At 31.6% G+C, this 25,802-nt stretch carries 5 protein-coding genes; 4 read left to right on the top strand and 1 reads right to left on the bottom strand.

Going from position 1 to position 25,802, the window contains the following annotated elements:
- Nucleotides 1-114 precede the first annotated feature (114 nt).
- The 4 genes from NLO413_RS01565 to NLO413_RS01550 all read left to right on the top strand — a co-directional run bounded on the left by NLO413_RS01565 (nt 115) and on the right by NLO413_RS01550 (nt 24,839).
- Nucleotides 115-2,550 (top strand): TrbL/VirB6 family protein, encoded by a 2,436-nt coding sequence (locus tag NLO413_RS01565; protein WP_045808797.1) that lies wholly within the window; start codon nt 115-117, stop codon nt 2,548-2,550.
- A 364-nt stretch (nt 2,551-2,914) separates the two neighbouring features.
- On the top strand, nt 2,915-5,644 hold the full coding sequence (locus NLO413_RS01560) for a TrbL/VirB6 family protein (RefSeq protein WP_045808796.1): 2,730 nt from the start codon (nt 2,915-2,917) through the stop codon (nt 5,642-5,644).
- An 11-nt stretch (nt 5,645-5,655) separates the two neighbouring features.
- Nucleotides 5,656-9,471 (top strand): TrbL/VirB6 family protein, encoded by a 3,816-nt coding sequence (locus tag NLO413_RS04765; protein WP_052690365.1) that lies wholly within the window; start codon nt 5,656-5,658, stop codon nt 9,469-9,471.
- A 14-nt stretch (nt 9,472-9,485) separates the two neighbouring features.
- Nucleotides 9,486-24,839 carry a type IV secretion system protein gene (locus NLO413_RS01550; protein WP_045808795.1) on the top strand — a complete coding sequence of 5,118 codons (15,354 nt, stop codon included), beginning with the start codon at nt 9,486-9,488 and terminating at the stop codon, nt 24,837-24,839.
- Here the strand turns inward: NLO413_RS01550 and NLO413_RS01545 are convergent.
- Nucleotides 24,836-25,435 carry a DUF2460 domain-containing protein gene (locus tag NLO413_RS01545; protein ID WP_045808794.1) on the bottom strand — a complete coding sequence of 200 codons (600 nt, stop codon included), beginning with the start codon at nt 25,433-25,435 and terminating at the stop codon, nt 24,836-24,838. The two genes, NLO413_RS01550 and NLO413_RS01545, sit on opposite strands and share 4 nt — an antisense overlap.
- Nucleotides 25,436-25,802: the final 367 nt, after the last annotated feature.

Raw genomic sequence — 25,802 nt, 5'->3', positions numbered from 1 at the left:
TTTATAGTATATGTTATCAATTTGTATACATTGTAATTATTAATAATCAAAAAAGAATATATATTTTATTAAATAATTCATACTATTTATCTATTTCTTATAGGAAGGTTAATAATGTTTAAAATCACACAATTAACCGGATTATTTATAATGATAATAATTATTATGGGGATATGTCAATATGTGTGTGCCAATGTTACAGATAGTAAAGAGGTAATTTATAGAGATACATTGGCAAGTAATCCATATTGTGGAGGTAGTCATACTTTTGCACGATATGGGCAATATGCAATGTTAGCTTCTATTGGTAGTGGTATAAGTGGAAAAGTATTAATAAATGCAGGTGCGGCAATATCAGCTACTGGTTTTGGAGCTGCGATTGGTGCAAAAATGATAGCATCAGGAAAAGCATTAATGGTAATAGGTGTTATAGGTATAAATGCTGCGTTTGCATCCCAAACGTCTTATTTTGTTTGTAATTGGAGTTTTGTACGTCATCCAGTACTGAGATTTGAAGAAGGGGATTTAGATGGGCCACCAGGGGGTTATAAGGAATGTATAGATCCTATGATTGATGGACATCGAGTATCATATAAGTCTGAATGTGATAGGGAATTTCGTAATAAGGATGAATATTTTCAATGTATTGCTCCAGGAAAAAGTGTAGAAGAAGGGTTAAAACATGAACCAATGTGTCCGAGTAAAAAATTTAAGAAAATAGATGGGTATTATTGGCCGAAAAACCGGATATCTAGCTCTCCTTATATAGAAGTTTGCTACCGATTGCCAATTGGTAATTTAAGATTAGATTATTTGTTAGTTAGCGATATTACTAAGGCAGTAATTGCGAGAGCGAATGGTACTTATTTAAGAGAGGCAGATTATGGAAGTGATGTTGTAAAACATGCAAAGCTTGTATATGGTGGTGGTGTACAATGTGCAACATTAAAGGCTGGTGAAGAACGATTACTTCATTCAATAGTTTTTAGAGCTATAGAAAAAGATGATAAAATTTGTGTATATGGTGTAAAAGCATCTGGAATACCATTGATACCGCAAGTAGAAATTGGTTGTCATATGCGTCCTAATTCTCCTCCAGCACCAATGTGTAAGGATTCAAAACCTAAATTTAATGCTGAAAGAAAAATTATAGGCTATGATAATTCAATGTGTTATAGTTGTTATATGGCAGATGTTTGCCGTGGAAAAGCTAGTGTTATATCTAAATCTCCTTTCCCTGTAACATCTGTAATTGTAAATTGTATAAAAGAATCATTAGATAATATATTAACAGGAAGATGTGCTACTTCTAATAACGTGCCTGCGTCTATAGTTAACTCAAAAGTTGGATTTTTAAAGGTTGCTCAAGATAAGTTGAAAAAGACAGTAATGGCAGCATTAGTATTAGCATTAATTTTATTTGCAATAAAAGCATCTTTAGGAGGTTTACAAAGTCCTGCTGAATTGTATATGTTAGGCATTAAATTTGCGCTTGTAGTTTATTTTACTCAGAGTAGTGCTATGTCGCATTATTATAATGAGTTAGTTAAGCTGTCTATTGGATTGTCAGATATAGTGTTACAAGCTGGAGGTAATCCTACTATATGTAATTACGATCAATCAGAATATCCTAAGAATTTTAGGTATCTTGTCCCATGGGATAGGTTGGATTGTAGAATGATGTTTTATTTTGGTAGTCAGCTTAATGGCGGAACAGGTACTGGTCTTATTTTAACATTGTTATTATCTGCCGGAATGCTAATTGTAGCAGCATTGATAAATGTAAAAATAATTGTATGTGTTGTAGCATTTTTTGCGATTATGATGATAATTTTTATTGTAATATGGGCGATATATGTATTTTTATTATCACTTATAGCGTTAACAATCTTGATATTAATTTCTCCTTTAATAATTCCCATGACTTTATTTCAGGCAACAAAAGGATTTTTTGATGGATGGATAAGACAATTAATGACTTATACATTATATCCTGTGATACTATTTGCATTTTTATCATTAATATTTACTGTTTTTGATAACTTATATTTTGAAGACTTACAATTTGAAAGATATGATGTAAAAATGCAGGATTTAAAGAAAGTTAGTTTTAAATTAAAAAATCCTAAAGCTTGCGATACAGAAGAGAATGAAACTAACTTAGCTTGTATATTATCAAATATGAAATTTATTACGCAGCCATTGTTATTTGGAATTAACGTTAATGTTCCTGATATTCCTGGTAGTACAAAAATGATATGGACTAAAATAGGAATGTTTGTACTTGTAGGATTTTTATTTTATCATTTCTTATCATCTATATCTTATATTGCAGCAGAGCTTGCAGGAGATCCAAGGGCAGGAATTACCGGCGCTTCTGCAAATCCAAAAGAAATGTTAAGTAAAGCTGCTACTCCAGTTAAGGCTATAAGTAGAATGGCATCTGATGCTCAGATGAAAGCTTTTAATAAGATTGGTAATGCAATGAGGAGACGAAGAATGGGAGGTGTTTCATCAAAAGGTGAAGATGAGGTATCAGGCGGCAGCTAAGGTACTTTGTAAAAATGTGTACAATAATTTATAAATATATTAACAAATGATTTTGTAATGTTATATTTAATAATTTTCTTAACTATGTCTGTTAAGAATTGATAATACTATGCCACAAGTTTTTAGTATTGTTTTGTTTAGTAATTTTTTTATATCGTAACTGGTAATATGTGTATAAGTGTTAAAAGCTAGTGGTATTATACAAAGTGGAGTTAATGTTTTGTTTAGTAGTTTTTTTTAATAGTGTAGTACCATATGTCTAAGCGTTAACTGATATGTGCCAGAAGTTTTTAATATTGTGTTTAGTAGTTTTTTTATATCGTAATTGATAATATGTGTATAAGCGTTAAGAGCTGGTGGTATTATGCCAAAAATTGTTATATTAGTGTTGGTTTTTTTGCTTTCAGGATGTGGATATCATGGCTGTATATCACAAAATGATGTGTTTTTTGATACAATAAAAACTATTATTCCTGCTAAGTTAAGAAAAAGTGATAATAATCAGTTAGGTTTATGGGTGAAAGCGGACGCGGCTGTAAAAGCAGGATCTAATATTGAGCTGAGAATTAGTCCAGTTGGATTAGATTTTTGTCAAGATGCGCATGCTTCTGTAAAAGTTATGCCTGATTACACAAGTAATGACAGTGAAGCTGCTGTATCAATAAATTTTCCATATAATATAATGAAAGGAGAAAAAATTTATTTTTTTTTACAACCTAATTTATCAGGAAATATTACAAAAGAAATATGTGAAGGTGGTTGTGATGGTGAAATATGTGTTTTAAATGAAAAATTATGCAAAGAACAGAAAATTAATACAGAATATTTTGTAAATATTGGTATAGAGAAAGGTAAAAATATAAAAAATAGTAGATTTACTAATATGCTATATCCTGTAGATGATAAAGGATCAGTACTTCCGGATTGGGTTGATAATTATCCACTATATATTCTTTATGATAATAGTTCTACTAGTACTATTCCGGATGATACAGATTATAGCAATACAAATTTGCACAGTGATGAATGGTATATTTGTAATAGTGCTGATGAATATGTAGAGAAGGAGAAGGATAGGTTAAATGCGTTAAAGAGCCAATTGACACAAGATGCATACAGTGTGTTAACAGGACGGTACAAAAAGGTATTTGAAAAATACAAAAAAATATATGATGCATATACTGTGAATGCAATGTGTGGCAATATATTCTCTTTAGAATATCCTTCTATAACAAAGCCGTACTATTTTATTACTTTAACGTCCAATACGAAGCAAGTTGTCCAAAATCATCAAAAATTTGATGTCTTACCACTTGTAAGATTGAAATTAAATGGTCAAGTTGTTAATAATGATAAGACTTTTGATTTTGAAGTTACCAATAAGTTTGCAAACGTAAAAGAATACTTGTTAGTAAATTATGGATATGAATTTAAAGATGATATAGTTTTTAATGTTGAGAATTATAATCATAGATATGATATTAATCGCAATATAAAAAATACAACATCGACAAATAATTCAGTAAATCCTCATACAATGTTGTTAACTGTAGAAAATCAGTACAACTTTACTAAAATATCAAAACTAGCAGGATCGTATGATATTCACATAGTTAAAGATTGTAGTGCTCATATAAAGGATAGTTTATATTATGTTATATCTAAAGATATACCTACAATGTATCCAGGTGATAAAGGTACTACAAAATTAGATTTTATTAATAATAATATTATCAATATTCCTATAAATCAATCGGGAGATTTATATTATGCGGTAAGGGATAATGGTGATGGGTATGATAATAATGTTGGGTATTTTGAAATTAGGACTGTTGTGCCTAAAAACATTCCACAAATTATTTCATATGTTATTAATTGGGTAAAAGATCAAGTTTACGTGGCACTATATTCTACTGATAAACACAATTCTCATAGTGCAATACGGGTAATATATGACAATATCACTCATAATGGTTCGTTTATAAAAATGGTAAATGCATTACTGACATTGTATCTATTAATTAGTGTGTTATTTTTCATTGTAGGATTTTCTAGACTTTCATTATTTGATATTTTAGTGTCAGTAGTAAAAATAAGCATAGTAATTTATGTTCTTCGTCCTAATAGTTGGGTTTTCTTTAAAGATCATTTGTTTGATTTATTTATTAATGCTCCTTTAGAGTTGATTCGCATTATGACGGGAAATCAAGGTGGAAGTTTTGAATTTTTAGATAGCTTATTATATAGGTTTTCATTCAGTCAAACATGGATGCAAATATTATCATTATTGTTTGCAGGTCCAGTAGGATGGTTATCATTATTTTTAGTTTTATGGGGATTAGTTACGTTAATATGGTGTATATTGATATCAGTGATTACATATTTAATTTCTATTGTAGCGATAGGATTATTATTATGTATAGCACCTTTTTTTATTATTTGTATTTTATTTAGGCGTACTAAGGCAATTTTTGATGCATGGATTAAGGCATTATTGCAAACATCTATGCAGCCTATTATTATATTTGCTTCTCTTGCATTATTAGTACAAGCAATACATAACATTATATATGGTATGTTGAATTTTCAAGTTTGTGATACATGTGTATTAGATATTTCATTATCTCATGGGGTACATTTTTGTTTAATTGAATTTTTGTTACCAATGGGATTTTCTCCAATATCTAGTTTTAACGAGAATATAAGAGATGTTGTAAATAATGGTAATGTACTGTTTATAGGGATACCGGCTGCATTTAGTAATATCATTATGTTTGTAATATTATCCCATGCAATGAAGAGCTTTATTGGTATTGCCGGAGAAATGTGTACTTCTATTTTTGGGTTATTTTCAAATTTGTCATCAGTTGCTGATGGAGCAACAGAGAATCTTTTGAGTTTTGTTGGGGGAGGTAGGCAATATAGTATGGATATAGCGAGATATAAAATGAGTAGTAAAATGTATAGTAGAGGAAGCGATGGTAGTCGTGATGATGGTCCTTTCTCACAGTTATCTCCAACTAGTTCAAATGTTAAGAGACCGCAATCGGCAGTACAAATACCACAAAGACCTCCATCTAGTTTTACAGACTAATAGGACAAAATATGAAGCAATTAATAAATTTATTGTTAATTTTTTTGTTAACTGGTTGTGGGGTGAACTGTATAGAAACGGGTCAAGGATTTAGCAATAGTTCTGTTGAAGTAAAAGTTCGAGTCCCTCCTGAGGGAGCAGATAGAAAAAATCCTTCTACTTATTGGATTAATACAGGTCGTACAATTTCTGCCTCAGAAAGGGTTGTACTTAATGTTACAAATACAATAAATTTATGTCCTTATGATACCAATGAATCAAAGGAAATGGATGTTTCTGTGTTATTAACATCAACTGGTAAAGCTATTCCTATTAAAGCAATGCAAGGTGACTATTTAAGATTTTCTTTGGGGAGTACAGATATAGATGTAAAGGATTGTAGCAAGGAATGGCTAGATAGCAAAAAAATAATATATTACTCTGATGATGAATTTTTTAGAGATAAAGAATGCAATACTCCTATTTTAGCTAAAGACATATGTAATAGTGGATTATCGTCTTATTTTATAAAAAATGAAAATCAATGTCAAGCTGTTGATAATATTATACCACGCTTAAAAGGTACTACAATAAAAATATATTCAGATAATAGAGTTTTGAATACAAAAAATAGTAATAAATATTCTCAGTTTAATGCTGATTATGATTTGTGGGTTAAACCAGGAGAGAAACTTGCTGCTGTAAAGATCAAAAAAATTAATGATTACCCAAATTGGATAATAAGTAAATATGCATATGATGCACGTTCTTTCTCTACAAAAAAATTATCATTAGATGAGTTAAAAAAAAGCTGTAGTTTGTTAAAAGGAGATTATACTAACTTCTTAAAGAGTAGTTATAAAGATGTATTTTTTCCTGGTCAGTTTACACAAGCAGTGATACCTCCACAATTGCAATATTCCAATAATATGTATAAATCAGATCCTTATGCTTATTATAATCATTTGCCTAATAGTAAAGGATTTTTTGTTAACGATGATGATTATGTTAAAAAATATGATGAGATAATTAAAAAATTCACTGATTATCAAAATAGTATAAAAAAAACAATAAAGCATGATACTGATTATCAAATAATTAAAAACATTATGAATAATTATACTGGTTATGATATTAACTGTAATTGTGGTATGATATGCAAACCATCAGATTCAATTAATAGTCCTAGTTGTGTTAGATCTGTATTAAAAGTGTTAAATGATAAGGTTATATGTCCTACTACTGAAGAAAAAATTTTAGATGATATTAGTCAAGGGAATGCTATACAAAATGTTAATCTGAGTAATAGCTATGACATTCTTGGGGGGTTTTTTGTAGTAATTTCAGCAGATGATAGTTTACGCTTTAATAAGGATGGTGGTTCTACTATTTCAAACACGTTTTATGAGAATACTAATGCTTCTGAGTCTATAAAGGATTATAGTTTAAAATTAAATCATAATTATAAAATTAAAAATCCAGTACCTGCACAATCGTATATTAAGGGTATTATGAGTGTACCCGGAAATAGCTTAATAGGTAATTATACAGTATTTTGGAATAGAATATGTACTGTTGAATCTGGGGAAAAATTATTTATGTATATAGGAGATAGCTCTCCTACAGAATTTCCTGGCAATTCTAATGAACATTTTGAGTTAAATACACAAAATACAAAGACTAAGGGAATATATGAAATTAATGTTGATAATCCACCAAAGTCTGGAACTATTTATTTAGGTGTGAAGATTGATCCGCATTATGATGATCAGTTTAAGGAACCGAAATATCTTCAGGATAATTATTATTCAGTAAGACTATTTTTTTCTACATGGGAACCACATTTATCTAATTTATTTTCTAAAATTAAAGGTGCACTTCTATATATATTGTATGGTGTAGATGGTAACGTTGATGATATACCTTCGGCAATACAAAATGCCAAAAAATTAAATAAATTTGGAGCTATTCAGCTTATATACAGTCATCATACAAAATCGTCTTCATTATGGGGAGCGATTCAAGCGTTAATTACCTTATATATAATGTTTTCAGTTTTTGGATATCTTATAGGTGTTATAAAGGTAACTAAGTATGATTTAGTTGTTAGAATAGTAAAAATGGCAGTGATTTTGATGTTATTTTCTCAAAATAGTTGGCAATTTTTTAGCGAACACTTTTTCTCATTATTTATTATAGGTGTTACAGATATTATAGGGGCATTTAATGGTTATTTAGATGGAGATAGCTCTTTTAAGTTTCTTGATTCAACAATGGGAGTATTGTTAACAGGGGAAACTTGGCTCAGATTTATTTCTTTACTTGTGGCAGGACCTGTAGGCTGGATGATATTTATTGGTATTATATGGGCATGTATTTCATTTTTTGTATGCATTATTGAAGCAATGATAATGTACTTATTTTCTATTGTTGCTGCTGCATTTTTAATTACATTGGCTCCATTGTTTTTTGCTTTTCTTTTGTTTCAGCTTACTAAAACTCTTTTTGATGCTTGGATAAAAATGTTAGTGAATTTTTCTTTACAACCTATAATTTTATTTGCTGCTTTGGCATTTTTAAATCAAGTATTACTAACCAGTTTATATAAAATTACTGATTTTTCTGCATGTAACAAATGTTTTTATGGAATAAAGTTTCCTTCAGATGATGCTGATGAAGCACCTATAGATATATGCTTAATATCTTTTATGTTACCTGTTGGTTATTCTAATGATTTATCTATTAATGAGAGAGTAAGAGAAGGACAATCTAGACATAATGTAGGGTTTTTAGGTCTTCCATTTGAACTGACATCGGTATTGATTTTAATAGTTATTGGTAATGCTATGAGAGCTTTTCGTGGCTTATCAGAGGCTATGGCACATTCAATTTCTGGTAGTATTTCTGGAATTAGTACCAGTGTTCACTGGGCTACTCAGTCTTTATTGTCTACAGTAGGATTGGATCAGGAGACACAGAATATTATTCATTCAGCTCGTCGAATGGTTAATAGTAACGTTGGGGCAGATCTTGATATTAGAAGAAAAAGTAGTGATAAGCCGTTACATTCTAGAGAAGCAGATAATGATAAAGAAAAATGTGATGTTGATGGGGAAGACACAGTATCTAGCAATGTAAGGAAAAACGATGCTACAAGTGGTAGAGAAGTGCCTGTTGATTCTGAAGATGCAATATCTAGTGATGTAGGAGATGCTAGTGGTAGAGCAATACCTGTTAATGGTGAAGATACAGTATCTAGTGGTGTAGGAGATGCTAGTGGTAGAGCAATACCTGTTAATGGTGAAGATACAGTATTCGGTGGTGTAGGAAATGTTAGTGGTAGAGCAATGCCTGTTGGTGGTGAAGACGCAGTATCTAGTGGTGTAGGAGATGCTAGTGGTAGAGCAATACCTGTAAATGGTGAAGACACAATATCCGGTGGTGTAGAAAATGTTAGTGATAGAGCAATGCCTGTTGATTGTGAAGATATAGTATCTAGTGATATAGGAGATGCTAGTGGTAGAGCAATACCTGTTAATGGTGAAGATACAGTATCTGGTGGTGTAGGAGATATAGATGGTGATGGTATATATGGTAAAGGTGAGGTTCACACACTTATGGAAAACGATGATGAGAACGATAACGAAAATGTAGGTGTAAATGGCGATAAAAGCAATGTTAATGTAGAATTGTTCAAGGAAGATAATAATAATTTAAGCCAATTAATTAATGATTATGAAGGTAAGGTAGAGAAATTGTCACGAAGTGATGATGCATCAAGAATTGATAAATTGAGTAAAGATGTTGATGAAGTTTTAAACAGTGATGGTAAAGATGATAAGTCTTGAGGCTAAAATTATTTATGATAAATAGTTTAAATATTGGCTATAAATTTATTTTTTTGAATTTAATATTATTATGCTTAATATTAGCTTCGTGTTCAAGTGGTGAATCTCCTACATATAAGTGTATTGCGGCCGATCATTTTAGCTCAGAAAAATCTCTTACTGTTAACGCTTATTATGATCCAAATGATGATGCAAGCTTTAAAGCTAATGATAACTCTTCAGGTAGAACAATATCTGTAAGAAATCCAAGTCATACAGTTAGATGGAAAGATACAGGATTTGTTACAGATGGTACGACAATTGTATTAAAAACATTGGGTATGTGGACTGCGTGGGATAAGGATTATAAGAAATTTACTCCTATAAAAAATATAACCGCGGGGTTGGTAGATGTTAATAAAGATAATCCGATATATGATTCTATTGTTCCTATGGATAGGATATGTGGTCCATATTATCCTATTACAAAGAAGTTTTTTAACAATAGTTGCACAATAACATGTGCGACATTTGATCAGAAAGGTACAGATGAACTTTCAGGGAAATATGGATCTCCTTGCTGGTTTAAAGATGGATATGGGGCATATTTACTTTTAAGACGAGATAACGATCCGGATCCTAATGAGACTCTTAATATTATGAGATATCCTATCTCTCCAATAGTTCATATAGGATATCAATCTTCAGATATTGGAGGTATTGGAAGTTATTCATCGGATGATAAAGGTATAATAGATAATAAGTGTAACAAAGTACATTTAGAAAAGGGGTGGAAAATATATGTAAAAATAATGGACACCTATTATTATGATAATGCGGGAGGATATGAAATAAATTTTATAAGCGGTGTTAAGAAAGCAAAAACTTGGTCAATATTTGAGAGTATACGTAAAGAAGTAAGACTACGATTAGATAAAACTGGAGAACAAATATTTAAAAAAATAATAAATAATGAAGTTTTTAAACATCTAGTTTTTAGTGTATTGACATTATTTTTAGTATGTTCAGCTTTGGCATATATATTTGGAATGGTACAAAGTCCTTTACCTGATGTAATAGTTAGAACATTGAAAATATCATTAGTAGTATTGTTAATCTCTCCTGGCAGTTGGGATTTTTTTTATAACCATTTGCTTGCTTTTTTTATAAAAGGTGTTGATGAGATTATTGCAATTATTAATAGTTATTCAGTTGCTTATAGGGAAGATGCTCCATTTGCATTTATTGATGAGATGATTAGGGATAAAATCTTTTCTGAAATTGTTTGGACAGTGAAAGTCAGGGCATTAATTATTGCAAATTTTGTATCAATATTCTTTGTAGTGATTGTTATATTTTCTGTGATATTTTATGTATTTTTATGCATGTATGCTTTTGTTATTTACATGACAGCATTTGTTGGCATTACATTTTTGATAGGGTTAATGCCAATTTTGTTTATAGGGATTCTTTTTTCACAATTGAAAAGTCTGTTTGATGGGTGGCTGACTCAGTGTATAAGTTTTGCGTTGCAATCGATATTAATGTTTACTTTGATTGCAATGTTTGGTGCGCTAATTATGAATTACTATTATCGTATTTTTGGGTTTACGGCTTGCTATAATGAATGGTTAAATTTTAGATTATGCTTTACAGAGAATAGCTGCATATTTGATGTTCATGTCTTTAATTGGACGCCTGGTCAAAAATATGATACAGTAGTTATTGGCTTACCGATAAAAGGTAGTTTTTCTCGAGATTATAAAGATAAAGATCAAGATTTCAGCGGGAATGCAAGATATGTATTTACAGGAGGAGGAGCAGTTATTAGGGTACCTCCTGATTATAGAACAACAGATTTTCGCTATGTAGATTATCCTTTTTTTGATCCAGATACTGAAAGTAAAGGTGTTCCTGGAGGAGTTACAGTTAGTGATAGTAGCGTTTTTGTGAAATTATCACAACTAATTAATTCTTTGGTTGTGGCGACGAGTAACTATTCAATATCTAGATTGTCGGTATTGATAGGAAATGAGCTTGATAAATTAGTAAATAAACAAGAAATTAGTAACGAGAGTAGGAATAAATACATGTCGTTACTTAATACACATGTAGTAAATGGTAGAATTGATAAAGATGCTATCATAGGGTATTTAATTTCTGAAATTATAGGTAGTTCAGCAATTACAGCTACTTCTCAAGAGAAACTTAATGAACAGTATGATTATAACATTATTAAAGGTATAAAAAATGGTGATTTATTAATATGGACTGAAATATTTGGTTTAATGATTGTATCATTTTTGATATGGCAAATGCGTGCTTTTATTCAAAGTTTAGCTGTTTCTTTATCAGGTGGTAGCATGATGTCTCAGACAATAGCTGGGATGTATGATAGTGGGTTTACAAAGATTTTTTCAGGTATTCCATTGATTGGGGGGGTAATTAGTAAAATTGATCAAAGTATTGATCAGTTGAGAATTATGGCAAGGATGAAGGTAGCTAGTCAAGTTAGTGATACAGTTAATAGAATACCTTTGATGATGAGATATGGTTTTGGTGATAAAGTAGGTACGGCGGTTGATGTAGTTGGTGGAGCAATTAAAGCAACTAAAGCTGTAGGTGATTTTTTAACTTCTGAACCACATTTAAAATTTGAGGCTTCAAGACTTAATTACATGCGTGCATTTGTTGGTGCTCATCTTGGGTTTTCACCATTGCAGGCGATGAAATATTTGGGTATGCATACTATAGGTAAGTTGGCTGGGTATAGAGAAGGTAATTTAATATATAATATTACTGAAGATCGTAGAGCATTTTTAGATAATTTAAGAACCTTAACAATGGGGGCACCAAAATATCAGCCTAGTCCTTATATCCCTGAGAAAAAAGATAATAATAATGAAAAACCTTCTAATCAAATAAAAAGGGATGATAGTGCTAATAATAACAATAATAACAATAATTGTAATGATTTAGAAGAGAGTGGACGTGATGAAGTAACAGGTGATAGAGCTAAAATTAATGAGCCATCACCAGATTATGATCAGGATACAGTAACCCAAGGTGAAAAACTTGATACTGTTAAAGATGTATTCCATAAACTTTCTCCTCAAGTAAAAAGGGATAAGGAGGTTAATGATTTTGTTGATGAGCATGGTAATATATATCTTAATGATAATAACATTAAGGATGCGTGTAAAGGACTCTCTGAACTAAAAAGGATGTTGGATAGTACCACGGATGCTGGGGCTAGAAGTTGTATACAAAGTGATATTTTTAAATTAGAAACAGCATTACGTGATAAATTAGGTAATGATTTTGATCAAGTGATTCGTGATTATGAAAGTGATGATAATATTAATTATAATGATATTAGAGATGAAATGCTATATGCAGTGAATCAGGCTGAAAGACTTGATACTGTTGAAGATAGATTTCATAATTATAGTGATTTAGAAGAGGGAGGACGTGATGAAGTAACAGGTGATATAACTAGAATTAATGAACTACCACCAGATTATTATGAACCATCACCAGATTATGATCAGGATGCAGTAACCCATATTGAAAGACTTGATACTGTTGAAGATGGGTTCCATAGTTATAATGATTTAGAAGGAGGTGGACGTGATGAAGTAACAGGTGATTTAACTAGAATTAATGAACCATCACCAGATTATGATCAGGATACAGTGACCCACATTGAAAGATTTAATACTACTGAAGATGGATTACATAGTTATAATGATTTAGAAGAGAGTGGACGTGATGAAGTAACAGGTGATAAAACTAAAATTAATGAGCCATTACCAGATTATGATCAAGATGTATTGACCCACATTGAAAGACTTAATACTACTGAAGATGGATTACATAGTTATAATGATTTAGAAGAGAGTGGACGTGATGAAGTAACAGGTGATAAAACTAAAATTAATGAGCCATTACCAGATTATGATCAAGATGCATTGACCCACATTGAAAGACTTAATACTGCTGAAGATGGATTACGTAGTTATAATGATTTAGAGGAGGATGGACATGATGAAGTAACAGGTGATAAAACTAAAATTAATGAGCCATTACCAGATTATGATCAGGATGCATTGATCCACATTGAAAGGCTTGATACTGTTGAAGATGGATTCCATAGTTATAATGATTTAGAAGAGGGTAGACGTAATGAAGTTACAGATGATGGAACCAAGATTCCATTAGATGGTGATTTAAAATCGGATTATGAAGGAGGGACTACTTTTGTAGACCAAGCTTATACTGATAAAAATGATGATGTACAAGTTAAAGAACATGATGAAGCGATAGGTGATGGAACCAGGATTCCATTACCAGATCATGATGCAGTAAGTCAAGATGAAAGACTAGGTAATGTTGAAGATAAGTCGAGTAGCTATAGTAGCATAGAAGATAATAGAGATGAAAATGTTGTTAGTGGTATGCCTTATAGTATGCCTGATAATAAAGGAGAGAGAGAGCATGATGAAGTATCAGATAATAGAAGTGAATTAGATGGCGATGTAAAATTAGATAGTGATGTAAAATATGAAGTAGCTGGTAGAGGTAAAATTGATGAATCAGATTATTATGGATCAGTACCTGATGATAGTTTTATAGAGCAAGCTTCTACTGATAAAGATGATGTACAAGTTAAAGAACATGATGAAGCGATAGATGATGGAACCAAGGTTCCATTACCAGATCATGATGCAGTAAGTCAAGATGAAAAACTAGGTAATGTTGAAGATAAATCGAGTGGTGATAGTAATCTAGAAGAGAATAAAGGTGAAGATGTTGTTGGTGATATGCATCATAGTATGCCTGATAATAAAGGAGAGAGAGAACATGATGAAGTATCAGATAATAGAAGTGAATTAGATGGCGATGTAAAATATGAATTAGCTGGTAGAGGTAAAATTGATGAATCAGATTATTATGGATCAGTACCTGATGATAGTTTTATAGAGCAAGCTTCTACTGATAAAGATGATGTACAAGTTAAAGAACATAATGAAGCGATAGATGATGGAACCAAGGTTACATTACCAGATCATGATGCAGTAAGTCAAGATGAAAGACTAGGTAATGTTGAAGATAAATCAAGTGATGATAGTAATCTAGAAGAGAATAAAGGTGAAGATGTTGTTGGTGATATGCATCATAGTATGCCTGATAATAAAGGAGAGAGAGAACATGATGAAGTATCAGATAATAGAAGTGAATTAGATGGCGATGTAAAATATGAATTAGCTGGTAGAGGTAAAATTGATGAATCAGATTATTATGGATCAGTACCGGATGATAGGGCTACTTTTATAGAGCAAGCTTCTACTCATGAAAATGATGTACAAGTTAAAGAACATGATGAAGTGACAGGTGATGGAACCAAGATTTCATTAGATGGTGATTTAAAATCGGATTATGAAGGAGGGACTGCTTTTGTAGGCCAAACTTCTACCGATAAAGATGATGTGCAAGTTAAAGAACATGATGAAGCGATAGATGATGGAACCAAGGTTACATTACCAGATCATGATGCAGTAAGTCAAGATGAAAGACTAGGTAATGTTGAAGATAAATCGAGTGGTGATAGTAATTTAGAAGAGAATAAAGGTGAAGATGTTGTTGGTGATATGCATCATAGTATGTCTGATAATAAAGGAGAGAGAGAGCATGATGAAGTATCAGATAATAGAAGTGAATTAGATGGCGATGTAAAATATGAATTAGCTGGTAGAGGTAAAATTGATGAATCAGATTATTATGGATCAGTACCTGATGATAGTTTTATAGAGCAAGCTTCTACTGATAAAGATGATGTACAAGTTAAAGAACATGATGAAGCGATAGATGATGGAACCAAGGTTCCATTACCAGATCATGATGCAGTAAGTCAAGATGAAAAACTAGGTAATGTTGAAGATAAATCGAGTGGTGATAGTAATCTAGAAGAGAATAAAGGTGAAGATGTTGTTGGTGATATGCATCATAGTATGCCTGATAATAAAGGAGAGAGAGAACATGATGAAGTATCAGATAATAGAAGTGAATTAGATGGCGATGTAAAATATGAATTAGCTGGTAGAGGTAAAATTGATGAATCAGATTATTATGGATCAGTACCTGATGATAGTTTTATAGAGCAAGCTTCTACTGATAAAGATGATGTACAAGTTAAAGAACATGATGAAGCGATAGATGATGGAACCAAGGTTCCATTACCAGATCATGATGCAGTAAGTCAAGATGAAAAACTAGGTAATGTTGAAGATAAATCGAGTGGTGATAGTAATCTAGAAGAGAATAAAGGTGAAGATGTTGTTGGTGATATGCATCATAGTATGCCTGATAATAAAGGAGAGAGAGAACATGATGAAGTATCAGATAATAGAAGTGAATTAGATGGCGATGTAAAATTAGATAGAGATGTAAAATATGAAGTAGCTGGTAGAGGTAAAATTGATGAATCAGATTATTATGGATCAGTACCGGATGATAGGGCTACTTTTATAGAGCAAGCTTCTACTCATGAAAATGATGTACAAGTTAAAGAACATGATGAAGTGACAGGTGATGGAACCAAGATTTCATTAGATGGTGATTTAAAATCGGATTATGAAGGAGGGACTGCTTTTGTAGGCCAAACTTCTACCGATAAAGATGATGTGCAAGTTAAAGAACATGATGAAGCGATAGATGATGGAACCAAGGTTACATTACCAGATCATGATGCAGTAAGTCAAGATGAAAGACTAGGTAATGTTGAAGATAAATCGAGTGGTGATAGTAATCTAGAAGAAAATAAAGGTGAAGATGTTGTTGGTGATATGCATCATAGTATGCCTGATAATAAAGGAGAGAGAGAACATGATGAAGTATCAGATAATAGAAGTGAATTAGATGGCGATGTAAAATTAGATAGAGATGTAAAATATGAATTAGCTGGTAGAGGTAAAATTGATGAATCAGATTATTATGGATCAGTACCGGATGATAGGGCTACTTTTATAGAGCAAGCTTCTACTCATGAAAATGATGTACAAGTTAAAGAACATGATGAAGTGACAGGTGATGGAACCAAGATTTCATTAGATGGTGATTTAAAATCGGATTATGAAGGAGGGACTGCTTTTGTAGGCCAAACTTCTACCGATAAAGATGATGTGCAAGTTAAAGAACATGATGAAGCGATAGATGATGGAACCAAGGTTACATTACCAGATCATGATGCAGTAAGTCAAGATGAAAGACTAGGTAATGTTGAAGATAAATCGAGTGGTGATAGTAATTTAGAAGAGAATAAAGGTGAAGATGTTGTTGGTGATATGCATCATAGTATGTCTGATAATAAAGGAGAGAGAGAGCATGATGAAGTATCAGATAATAGAAGTGAATTAGATGGCGATGTAAAATATGAATTAGCTGGTAGAGGTAAAATTGATGAATCAGATTATTATGGATCAGTACCTGATGATAGTTTTATAGAGCAAGCTTCTACTGATAAAGATGATGTACAAGTTAAAGAACATGATGAAGCGATAGATGATGGAACCAAGGTTCCATTACCAGATCATGATGCAGTAAGTCAAGATGAAAAACTAGGTAATGTTGAAGATAAATCGAGTGGTGATAGTAATCTAGAAGAGAATAAAGGTGAAGATGTTGTTGGTGATATGCATCATAGTATGCCTGATAATAAAGGAGAGAGAGAACATGATGAAGTATCAGATAATAGAAGTGAATTAGATGGCGATGTAAAATTAGATAGAGATGTAAAATATGAAGTAGCTGGTAGAGGTAAAATTGATGAATCAGATTATTATGGATCAGTACCTGATGATAGTTTTATAGAGCAAGCTTCTACTGATAAAGATGATGTACAAGTTAAAGAACATGATGAAGCGATAGATGATGGAACCAAGGTTCCATTACCAGATCATGATGCAGTAAGTCAAGATGAAAAACTAGGTAATGTTGAAGATAAATCGAGTGGTGATAGTAATCTAGAAGAGAATAAAGGTGAAGATGTTGTTGGTGATATGCATCATAGTATGCCTGATAATAAAGGAGAGAGAGAACATGATGAAGTATCAGATAATAGAAGTGAATTAGATGGCGATGTAAAATTAGATAGAGATGTAAAATATGAAGTAGCTGGTAGAGGTAAAATTGATGAATCAGATTATTATGGATCAGTACCGGATGATAGGGCTACTTTTATAGAGCAAGCTTCTACTCATGAAAATGATGTACAAGTTAAAGAACATGATGAAGTGACAGGTGATGGAACCAAGATTTCATTAGATGGTGATTTAAAATCGGATTATGAAGGAGGGACTGCTTTTGTAGGCCAAACTTCTACCGATAAAGATGATGTGCAAGTTAAAGAACATGATGAAGCGATAGATGATGGAACCAAGGTTACATTACCAGATCATGATGCAGTAAGTCAAGATGAAAGACTAGGTAATGTTGAAGATAAATCGAGTGGTGATAGTAATCTAGAAGAAAATAAAGGTGAAGATGTTGTTGGTGATATGCATCATAGTATGCCTGATAATAAAGGAGAGAGAGAACATGATGAAGTATCAGATAATAGAAGTGAATTAGATGGCGATGTAAAATTAGATAGAGATGTAAAATATGAATTAGCTGGTAGAGGTAAAATTGATGAATCAGATTATTATGGATCAGTACCGGATGATAGGGCTACTTTTATAGAGCAAGCTTCTACTCATGAAAATGATGTACAAGTTAAAGAACATGATGAAGTGACAGGTGATGGAACCAAGATTTCATTAGATGGTGATTTAAAATCGGATTATGAAGGAGGGACTGCTTTTGTAGGCCAAACTTCTACCGATAAAGATGATGTGCAAGTTAAAGAACATGATGAAGCGATAGATGATGGAACCAAGGTTACATTACCAGATCATGATGCAGTAAGTCAAGATGAAAGACTAGGTAATGTTGAAGATAAATCGAGTGGTGATAGTAATTTAGAAGAGAATAAAGGTGAAGATGTTGTTGGTGATATGCATCATAGTATGTCTGATAATAAAGGAGAGAGAGAGCATGATGAAGTATCAGATAATAGAAGTGAATTAGATGGCGATGTAAAATATGAATTAGCTGGTAGAGGTAAAATTGATGAATCAGATTATTATGGATCAGTACCTGATGATAGTTTTATAGAGCAAGCTTCTACTGATAAAGATGATGTACAAGTTAAAGAACATGATGAAGCGATAGATGATGGAACCAAGGTTCCATTACCAGATCATGATGCAGTAAGTCAAGATGAAAAACTAGGTAATGTTGAAGATAAATCGAGTGGTGATAGTAATCTAGAAGAGAATAAAGGTGAAGATGTTGTTGGTGATATGCATCATAGTATGCCTGATAATAAAGGAGAGAGAGAACATGATGAAGTATCAGATAATAGAAGTGAATTAGATGGCGATGTAAAATTAGATAGAGATGTAAAATATGAAGTAGCTGGTAGAGGTAAAATTGATGAATCAGATTATTATGGATCAGTACCGGATGATAGGGCTACTTTTATAGAGCAAGCTTCTACTCATGAAAATGATGTACAAGTTAAAGAACATGATGAAGTGACAGGTGATGGAACCAAGATTTCATTAGATGGTGATTTAAAATCGGATTATGAAGGAGGGACTGCTTTTGTAGGCCAAACTTCTACCGATAAAGATGATGTGCAAGTTAAAGAACATGATGAAGCGATAGATGATGGAACCAAGGTTACATTACCAGATCATGATGCAGTAAGTCAAGATGAAAGACTAGGTAATGTTGAAGATAAATCGAGTGGTGATAGTAATCTAGAAGAAAATAAAGGTGAAGATGTTGTTGGTGATATGCATCATAGTATGCCTGATAATAAAGGAGAGAGAGAACATGATGAAGTATCAGATAATAGAAGTGAATTAGATGGCGATGTAAAATTAGATAGAGATGTAAAATATGAAGTAGCTGGTAGAGGTAAAATTGATGAATCAGATTATTATGGATCAGTACCGGATGATAGTTTTATAGGACAAGCTTCTACTGATAAAGATGATCTACAAATTAAAGAACATGATGAAGCGATAGATGATGGAATCAGGATTCCATTACCAGATCATGATGCAGTAAGTCAAGATGAAAGACTAGGTAATGTTGAAGATAAATCGAGTGATGATAGTAATCTAGAAGAGAATAAAGGTGAAGATGTTGTTGGTGATATGCATTATAGTATGCCTGATAATAAAGGAGAGAGAGAACATGATGAAGTATCAGATAATAGAAGTGAATTAGATGGCGATGTAAAATATGAATTAGCTGGTAGAGGTAAAATTGATGAATCAGATTATTATGGATCAGTACCTGATGATAGTTTTATAGAGCAAGCTTCTACTGATAAAGATGATGTACAAGTTAAAGAACATGATGAAGCGATAGATGATGGAACCAAGGTTACATTACCAGATCATGATGCAGTAAGTCAAGATGAAAGACTAGGTAATGTTGAAGATAAATCGAGTGATGATAGTAATCTAGAAGAGAATAAAGGTGAAGATGTTGTTGGTGATATGTCTCATAGTATGCCTGATAATAAAGGAGAGAGAGAGCATGATGAAGCGATAGATGATGGAACCAAGGTTACATTACCAGATCATGATGCAGTAAGTCAAGATGAAAGACTAGGTAATGTTGAAGATAAATCGAGTGGTGATAGTAATTTAGAAGAGAATAAAGGTGAAGATGTTGTTGGTGATATGCATCATAGTATGTCTGATAATAAAGGAGAGAGAGAACATGATGAAGTATCAGATAATAGAAGTGAATTAGATGGCGATGTAAAATTAGATAGTGATGTAGAATATGAAGTAGCTGGTAGAGGTAAAATTGATGAATCAGATTATTATGGATCAGTACCGGATGATAGTTTTATAGAGCAAGCTTCTACTGATAAAGATGATGTACAAGTTAAAGAACATGATGAAGTGACAGGTGATGGAACCAAGATTCCATTAGATGATGATTTAAAATCAGAGTATGAAGAAGGGACTGCTTTTGTAGGCCAAGCTTCTACTAATGAAAATGATGATGTACAAGTTAAAGAACATAATGAAGCGATAGGTGATGGAACTAAGATTCCATTAGATGGTGATTTAAAATCGGATTATGAAGGAGGGACTACTTTTGTAGGCCAAGCTTCTACTGATAAAGATGATGTACAAGTTAAAGAACATGATGAAGCGATAGGTGATGGAACCAGGGTTCCATTACCAGATCATGATGCAGTAAATCAAGATGAAAGACTAAATAATGTTGAAGATAAATCGAGTAGTTATAGTAGCATAGAAGAGAATAGAGATGAAAATGTTATTAGTGGTATGCCTTATATTATGTCTGATAATAAAGGGGAGAGAGAACATGATGAAGTATTAGATAATAGAAGTGAATTAGATGGCGATGTAAAATTAGATAGAGATGTAAAATATGAAGTAGCTAGTAGAGGTAAAATTGATGAATCAGATTATTATGGATCAGTACCGGATGATAGGGCTACTTTTATAGAGCAAGTTTCTACTGATAAAGATGATGTACAAGTTAAAGAACATGATGAAGTGACAGGTGATGGAACCAAGGTTACATTACCAGATCATGATGCAGTAAGTCAAGATGAAAGACTAGGTAATGTTGAAGATAAATCGAGTGGTGATAGTAATTTAGAAAAGAATAAAGGTGAAGATGTTGTTGGTGATATGCATCATAGTATGTCTGATAATAAAGGAGAGAGAGAACATGATGAAGTATCAGATAATAGAAGTGAATTAGATGGCGATGTAAAATTAGATAGTGATGTAAAATATGAAGTAGTTGGTAGAGGTAAAATTGATGAATCAGATGATTATGGATCAGTACCAGATGATAGTTTTATAGAGCAAGCTTCTGCTGATAAAGATGATGTACAAGTTAAAGAACATGATGAAGCGATAGATGATGGAACCAAGGTTACATTACCAGATCATGATGCAGTAAGTCAAGATGAAAGACTAGGTAATGTTGAAGATAAATCGAGTAGTTATTATAGTAGCATAGAAGAGAATAGAGATGAAAATGTTGTTGGTGACATGCTTCATAGTATGCCTGATAATAAAGGAGAGAGAGAACATGATGAAGTATTAGATAATAGATTAGATAGTGATGTAAAATATGAAGTAGCTAGTAGAGGTAAAATTGATGAATCAGATTATTATGGATCAGTACCGGATGATAGTTTTATAGAGCAAGCTTCTACTGATAAAGATGATGTACAAGTTAAAGAACATGATGAAGTGACAGGTGATGGAACTAAGATTCCATTAGATGGTGATTTAAAATCGGATTATGAAGGAGGGACTACTTTTGTAGGCCAAGCTTCTACTAATAAAGATGATGTACAAGTTAAAGAACATGATGAAGCGATAGGTGATGGAACCAGGGTTCCATTACCAGATCATGATGCAGTAAATCAAGATGAAAGACTAAATAATGTTGAAGATAAATTGAATAGTTATAGTAGCATAGAAGAGAATAGAGATGAAAATGTTGTTAGTGGTATGCCTTATATTATGTCTGATAATAAAGGGGAGAGAGAACATGATGAAGTATTAGATAATAGAAGTGAATTAGATGGCGATGTAAAATTAGATAGAGATGTAAAATATGAAGTAGCTGGTAGAGGTAAAATTGATGAATCAGATGATTATGGATCAGTACCGGATGATAGGGCTACTTTTATAGAGCAAGTTTCTACTGATAAAGATGATGTACAAGTTAAAGAACATGATGAAGTGACAGGTGATGGAACCAAGGTTACATTACCAGATCATGATGCAGTAAGTCAAGATGAAAGACTAGGTAATGTTGAAGATAAATCGAGTAGCTATAGTAGCATAGAAGATAATAGAGATGAAAATGTTGTTGGTGACATGCATCATAGTATGCCTGATAATAAAGGAGAGAGGGAACATGATGAAGTATCAGATAATAGAAGTGAATTAGATGGCGATGTAAAATTAGATAGTGATGTAAAATATGAAGTAGCTGGTAGAGGTAAAATTGATGAATCAGATGATTATGGATCAGTACCAGATGATAGTTTTATAGAGCAAGCTTCTGCTGATAAAGATGATGTACAAGTTAAAGAACATGATGAAGCGATAGATGATGGAACCAAGGTTACATTACCAGATCATGATGCAGTAAGTCAAGATGAAAGACTAGGTAATGTTGAAGATAAATCGAGTAGTTATTATAGTAGCATAGAAGAGAATAGAGATGAAAATGTTGTTGGTGACATGCTTCATAGTATGCCTGATAATAAAGGAGAGAGAGAACATGATGAAGTATTAGATAATAGATTAGATAGTGATGTAAAATATGAAGTAGCTAGTAGAGGTAAAATTGATGAATCAGATTATTATGGATCAGTACCGGATGATAGTTTTATAGAGCAAGCTTCTACTGATAAAGATGATGTACAAGTTAAAGAACATGATGAAGCGATAGGTGATGGAACCAAGATTCCATTACCAGATCATGATGCAGTAAATCAAGATGAAAGACTAAATAATGTTGAAGATAAATCAAGTAGTTATAGTAGCATAGAAGAGAATAGAGATGAAAATGTTGTTAGTGGTATGCCTTATATTATGTCTGATAATAAAGGGGAGAGAGAATATGATGAAGTATTAGATAATAGAAGTGAATTAGATGGTGATGTAAAATTAGATAGAGATGTAAAATATGAAGTAGCTGGTAGAGGTAAAATTGATGAATCAGATGATTATGGATCAGTACCGGATGATAGGGCTACTTTTATAAAGCAAGTTTCTACTGATAAAGATGATGTACAAGTTAAAGAACATGATGAAGTGACAGATGATGGAACCAAGATTCCATTAGATGGTGATTTAAAATCGGATTATGAATTAGGGACTGCTTTTGTAGGCCAAGCTTCTACTAATGAAAATGATGATGTACAAGTTAAAGAACATGATGAAGTGACAGGTAATGGAACCAAGATTCCATTAGATGATGATTTAAAATCGGATTATGAATTAGGGACTGCTTTTGTAGGCCAAGCTTCTACTAATGAAAATGATGATGTACAAGTTAAAGAACATAATGAAGCGATAGGTGATGGAACCAAGATTCCATTAGATGGTGATTTAAAATCGGATTATGAAGGAGGGACTGCTTTTGTAGGCCAAGCTTCTACTAATGAAAATGATGATGTACAAGTTAAAGAACATAATGAAGCGATAGGTGATGGAACCAAGATTTCATTACCAGATCATGATGCAGTAAGTCAAGATGAAAGACTAGGTAATGTTGAAGATAAATCGAGTGGTTATAGTAGCATAGAAGATAATGGAGATGAAAATGTTGTTAGTGGTATGCCTGATAGTATAGGCAGTAATAATAAAGATAAAAAAATTAGTGAATTATTGAAAGTGCAAGAGCAATATAAAAATCAAGATGAGAAGCAAGAACAAGAGTATGATGAAAACTATAATAAGCAAGATTTTAATGTAAAAGATAATATGTTAAATTTTGAAAGACAACTTCAAGATTTACAAAAAGTAGATAATGTGTTTATTGATTTAGATTCAATGAAGAATTCTAAAGATATAAAAAGTACTTTTTCAGATGAGTATGACTTAAAAGGTAAAAATAAATCTGATTTAAAAAGTAAAAACGATTCTAACTTGAAAGGTAAAAATGAATCTGATTTAAAAAGTAAAAATGATTCTGACTTAAAAGATAAAAATGAATCTGATTTAAAAAGTAAAAATGATTCTGACTTGAAAGATAAAAATGAATCTGATTTAAAAAGTAAAAACGATTCTAACTTGAAAGGTAAAAATGAATCTGATTTAAAAAGTAAAAATGATTCTGACTTAAAAGATAAAAATGAATCTGATTTAAAAAGTAAAAATGATTCTGACTTAAAAGGTAAAAATGAATCTGATTTAAAAAGTAATAATAAATCTACTTTTGTGGAAAGTTCTAGCAAAAAAAGTAGTAGAGGAATACTAGAACAACAAAATATTTATAATATGCAACTTAATGATAATTTAGATGTATCTAAAAATTTAAATCTAAAAATTTATAAAGGATATAATAAAGATCATAAAAAAAATAATAAAAATAATATATCAGATAAAATTATTATGATTAATGAAAAGATAGAACACTTAAAGCAGAAAAAAGAAAGTATTGTAGACAGTAAAGAATTAAAAGTTATAGAAGAGGAAATAAATAGATTATTACAAGAAATTCATTTATTGTCAGGTGATAATATAAAAAATTAGTATTTAACTTCTATTAGTGGTATATTGTTACAGCTATAACTTTGATGATTATCAACAGAACATGGCAGGTAATCAGTGTTAAATCTTACTAGTACATCAAATTCATATTCAGCATGAATAGGGGCTTTATTATTTGGTGGTACTAAGAATTTTATTTGACCGTTATAAGAGTTTATTGTGTATTGGTCATTTTGTAAGATATTGTTAACATAAATTTTTACTGTGTTAATGATAGGTTTGTTTATGATACGTGTGTATGAGTTATTCCCTATGGTGTAAACTTTTATTAATTGAAAATCTTTTTGTGTTCCATTGCCTATACCTATACATTGATTAATGCCCTGATAATCTGACCAGTCTTTAAATCGGAAAGGGATTGCTTTACCTTTATGGGCATAAAAAAACTCAATTAAATTTGATAATTGTATATTTGATTTTATGCCATATACAACATTGTATTTGTTTCGTGGGTAACATCTATTTATTTTCCGTTGCTCATGTCCATTGTAACATTCTATAATACTTGTTGAAAATTCTGGTCCACCAATAGAACCATAAGATATATCTTCTGGGAATCTTGCTTCGCTAAATAACATTTGATTATAGTATAGGGAATGTAATGATTTTATATAATTTTTAATGTTAATGTAATCAATAAATACGATATATATATAATATTGTATTTAAGTAGTTAAAAATCATCCATTATGTAAAATGCATTTGTTGTTCAAATTATTTTCAGTAGTAATTAAACTGGCCTTATAAATTTTGCTATAATGAGAAAACTTGGTATAATTTGAAATTTTTAGAGCATTATTTGTTGATGTTTGAAGTAAAAATACATATTGTAGCTGTACGATTATAAATAGTATTGTTGATAGGTTAGTATTATTACAAAATCTGTGTAATTTATATATCTTAATTTCTGGTGATATATCTTTCAATATGTGTAAAACTGTTTTA

Source organism: Candidatus Neoehrlichia procyonis str. RAC413 (assembly GCF_000964795.1).
GTDB lineage: Bacteria > Pseudomonadota > Alphaproteobacteria > Rickettsiales > Anaplasmataceae > Neoehrlichia > Neoehrlichia procyonis.
This window is presented reverse-complemented; position numbering and strand designations above follow the sequence as displayed.

What these genes read in the sequence shown, in the direction of transcription:
- NLO413_RS04765 (WP_052690365.1), top strand. Translation starts at nt 5,656, where the DNA reads ATGAAGCAATTAATAAATTTATTGTTAATTTTTTTGTTAACTGGTTGT.
- NLO413_RS01545 (WP_045808794.1), bottom strand. Translation starts at nt 25,435, where the DNA reads ATGTTATTTAGCGAAGCAAGATTCCCAGAAGATATATCTTATGGTTCT.
- NLO413_RS01560 (WP_045808796.1), top strand. Translation starts at nt 2,915, where the DNA reads ATGCCAAAAATTGTTATATTAGTGTTGGTTTTTTTGCTTTCAGGATGT.
- NLO413_RS01565 (WP_045808797.1), top strand. Translation starts at nt 115, where the DNA reads ATGTTTAAAATCACACAATTAACCGGATTATTTATAATGATAATAATT.
- NLO413_RS01550 (WP_045808795.1), top strand. Translation starts at nt 9,486, where the DNA reads ATGATAAATAGTTTAAATATTGGCTATAAATTTATTTTTTTGAATTTA.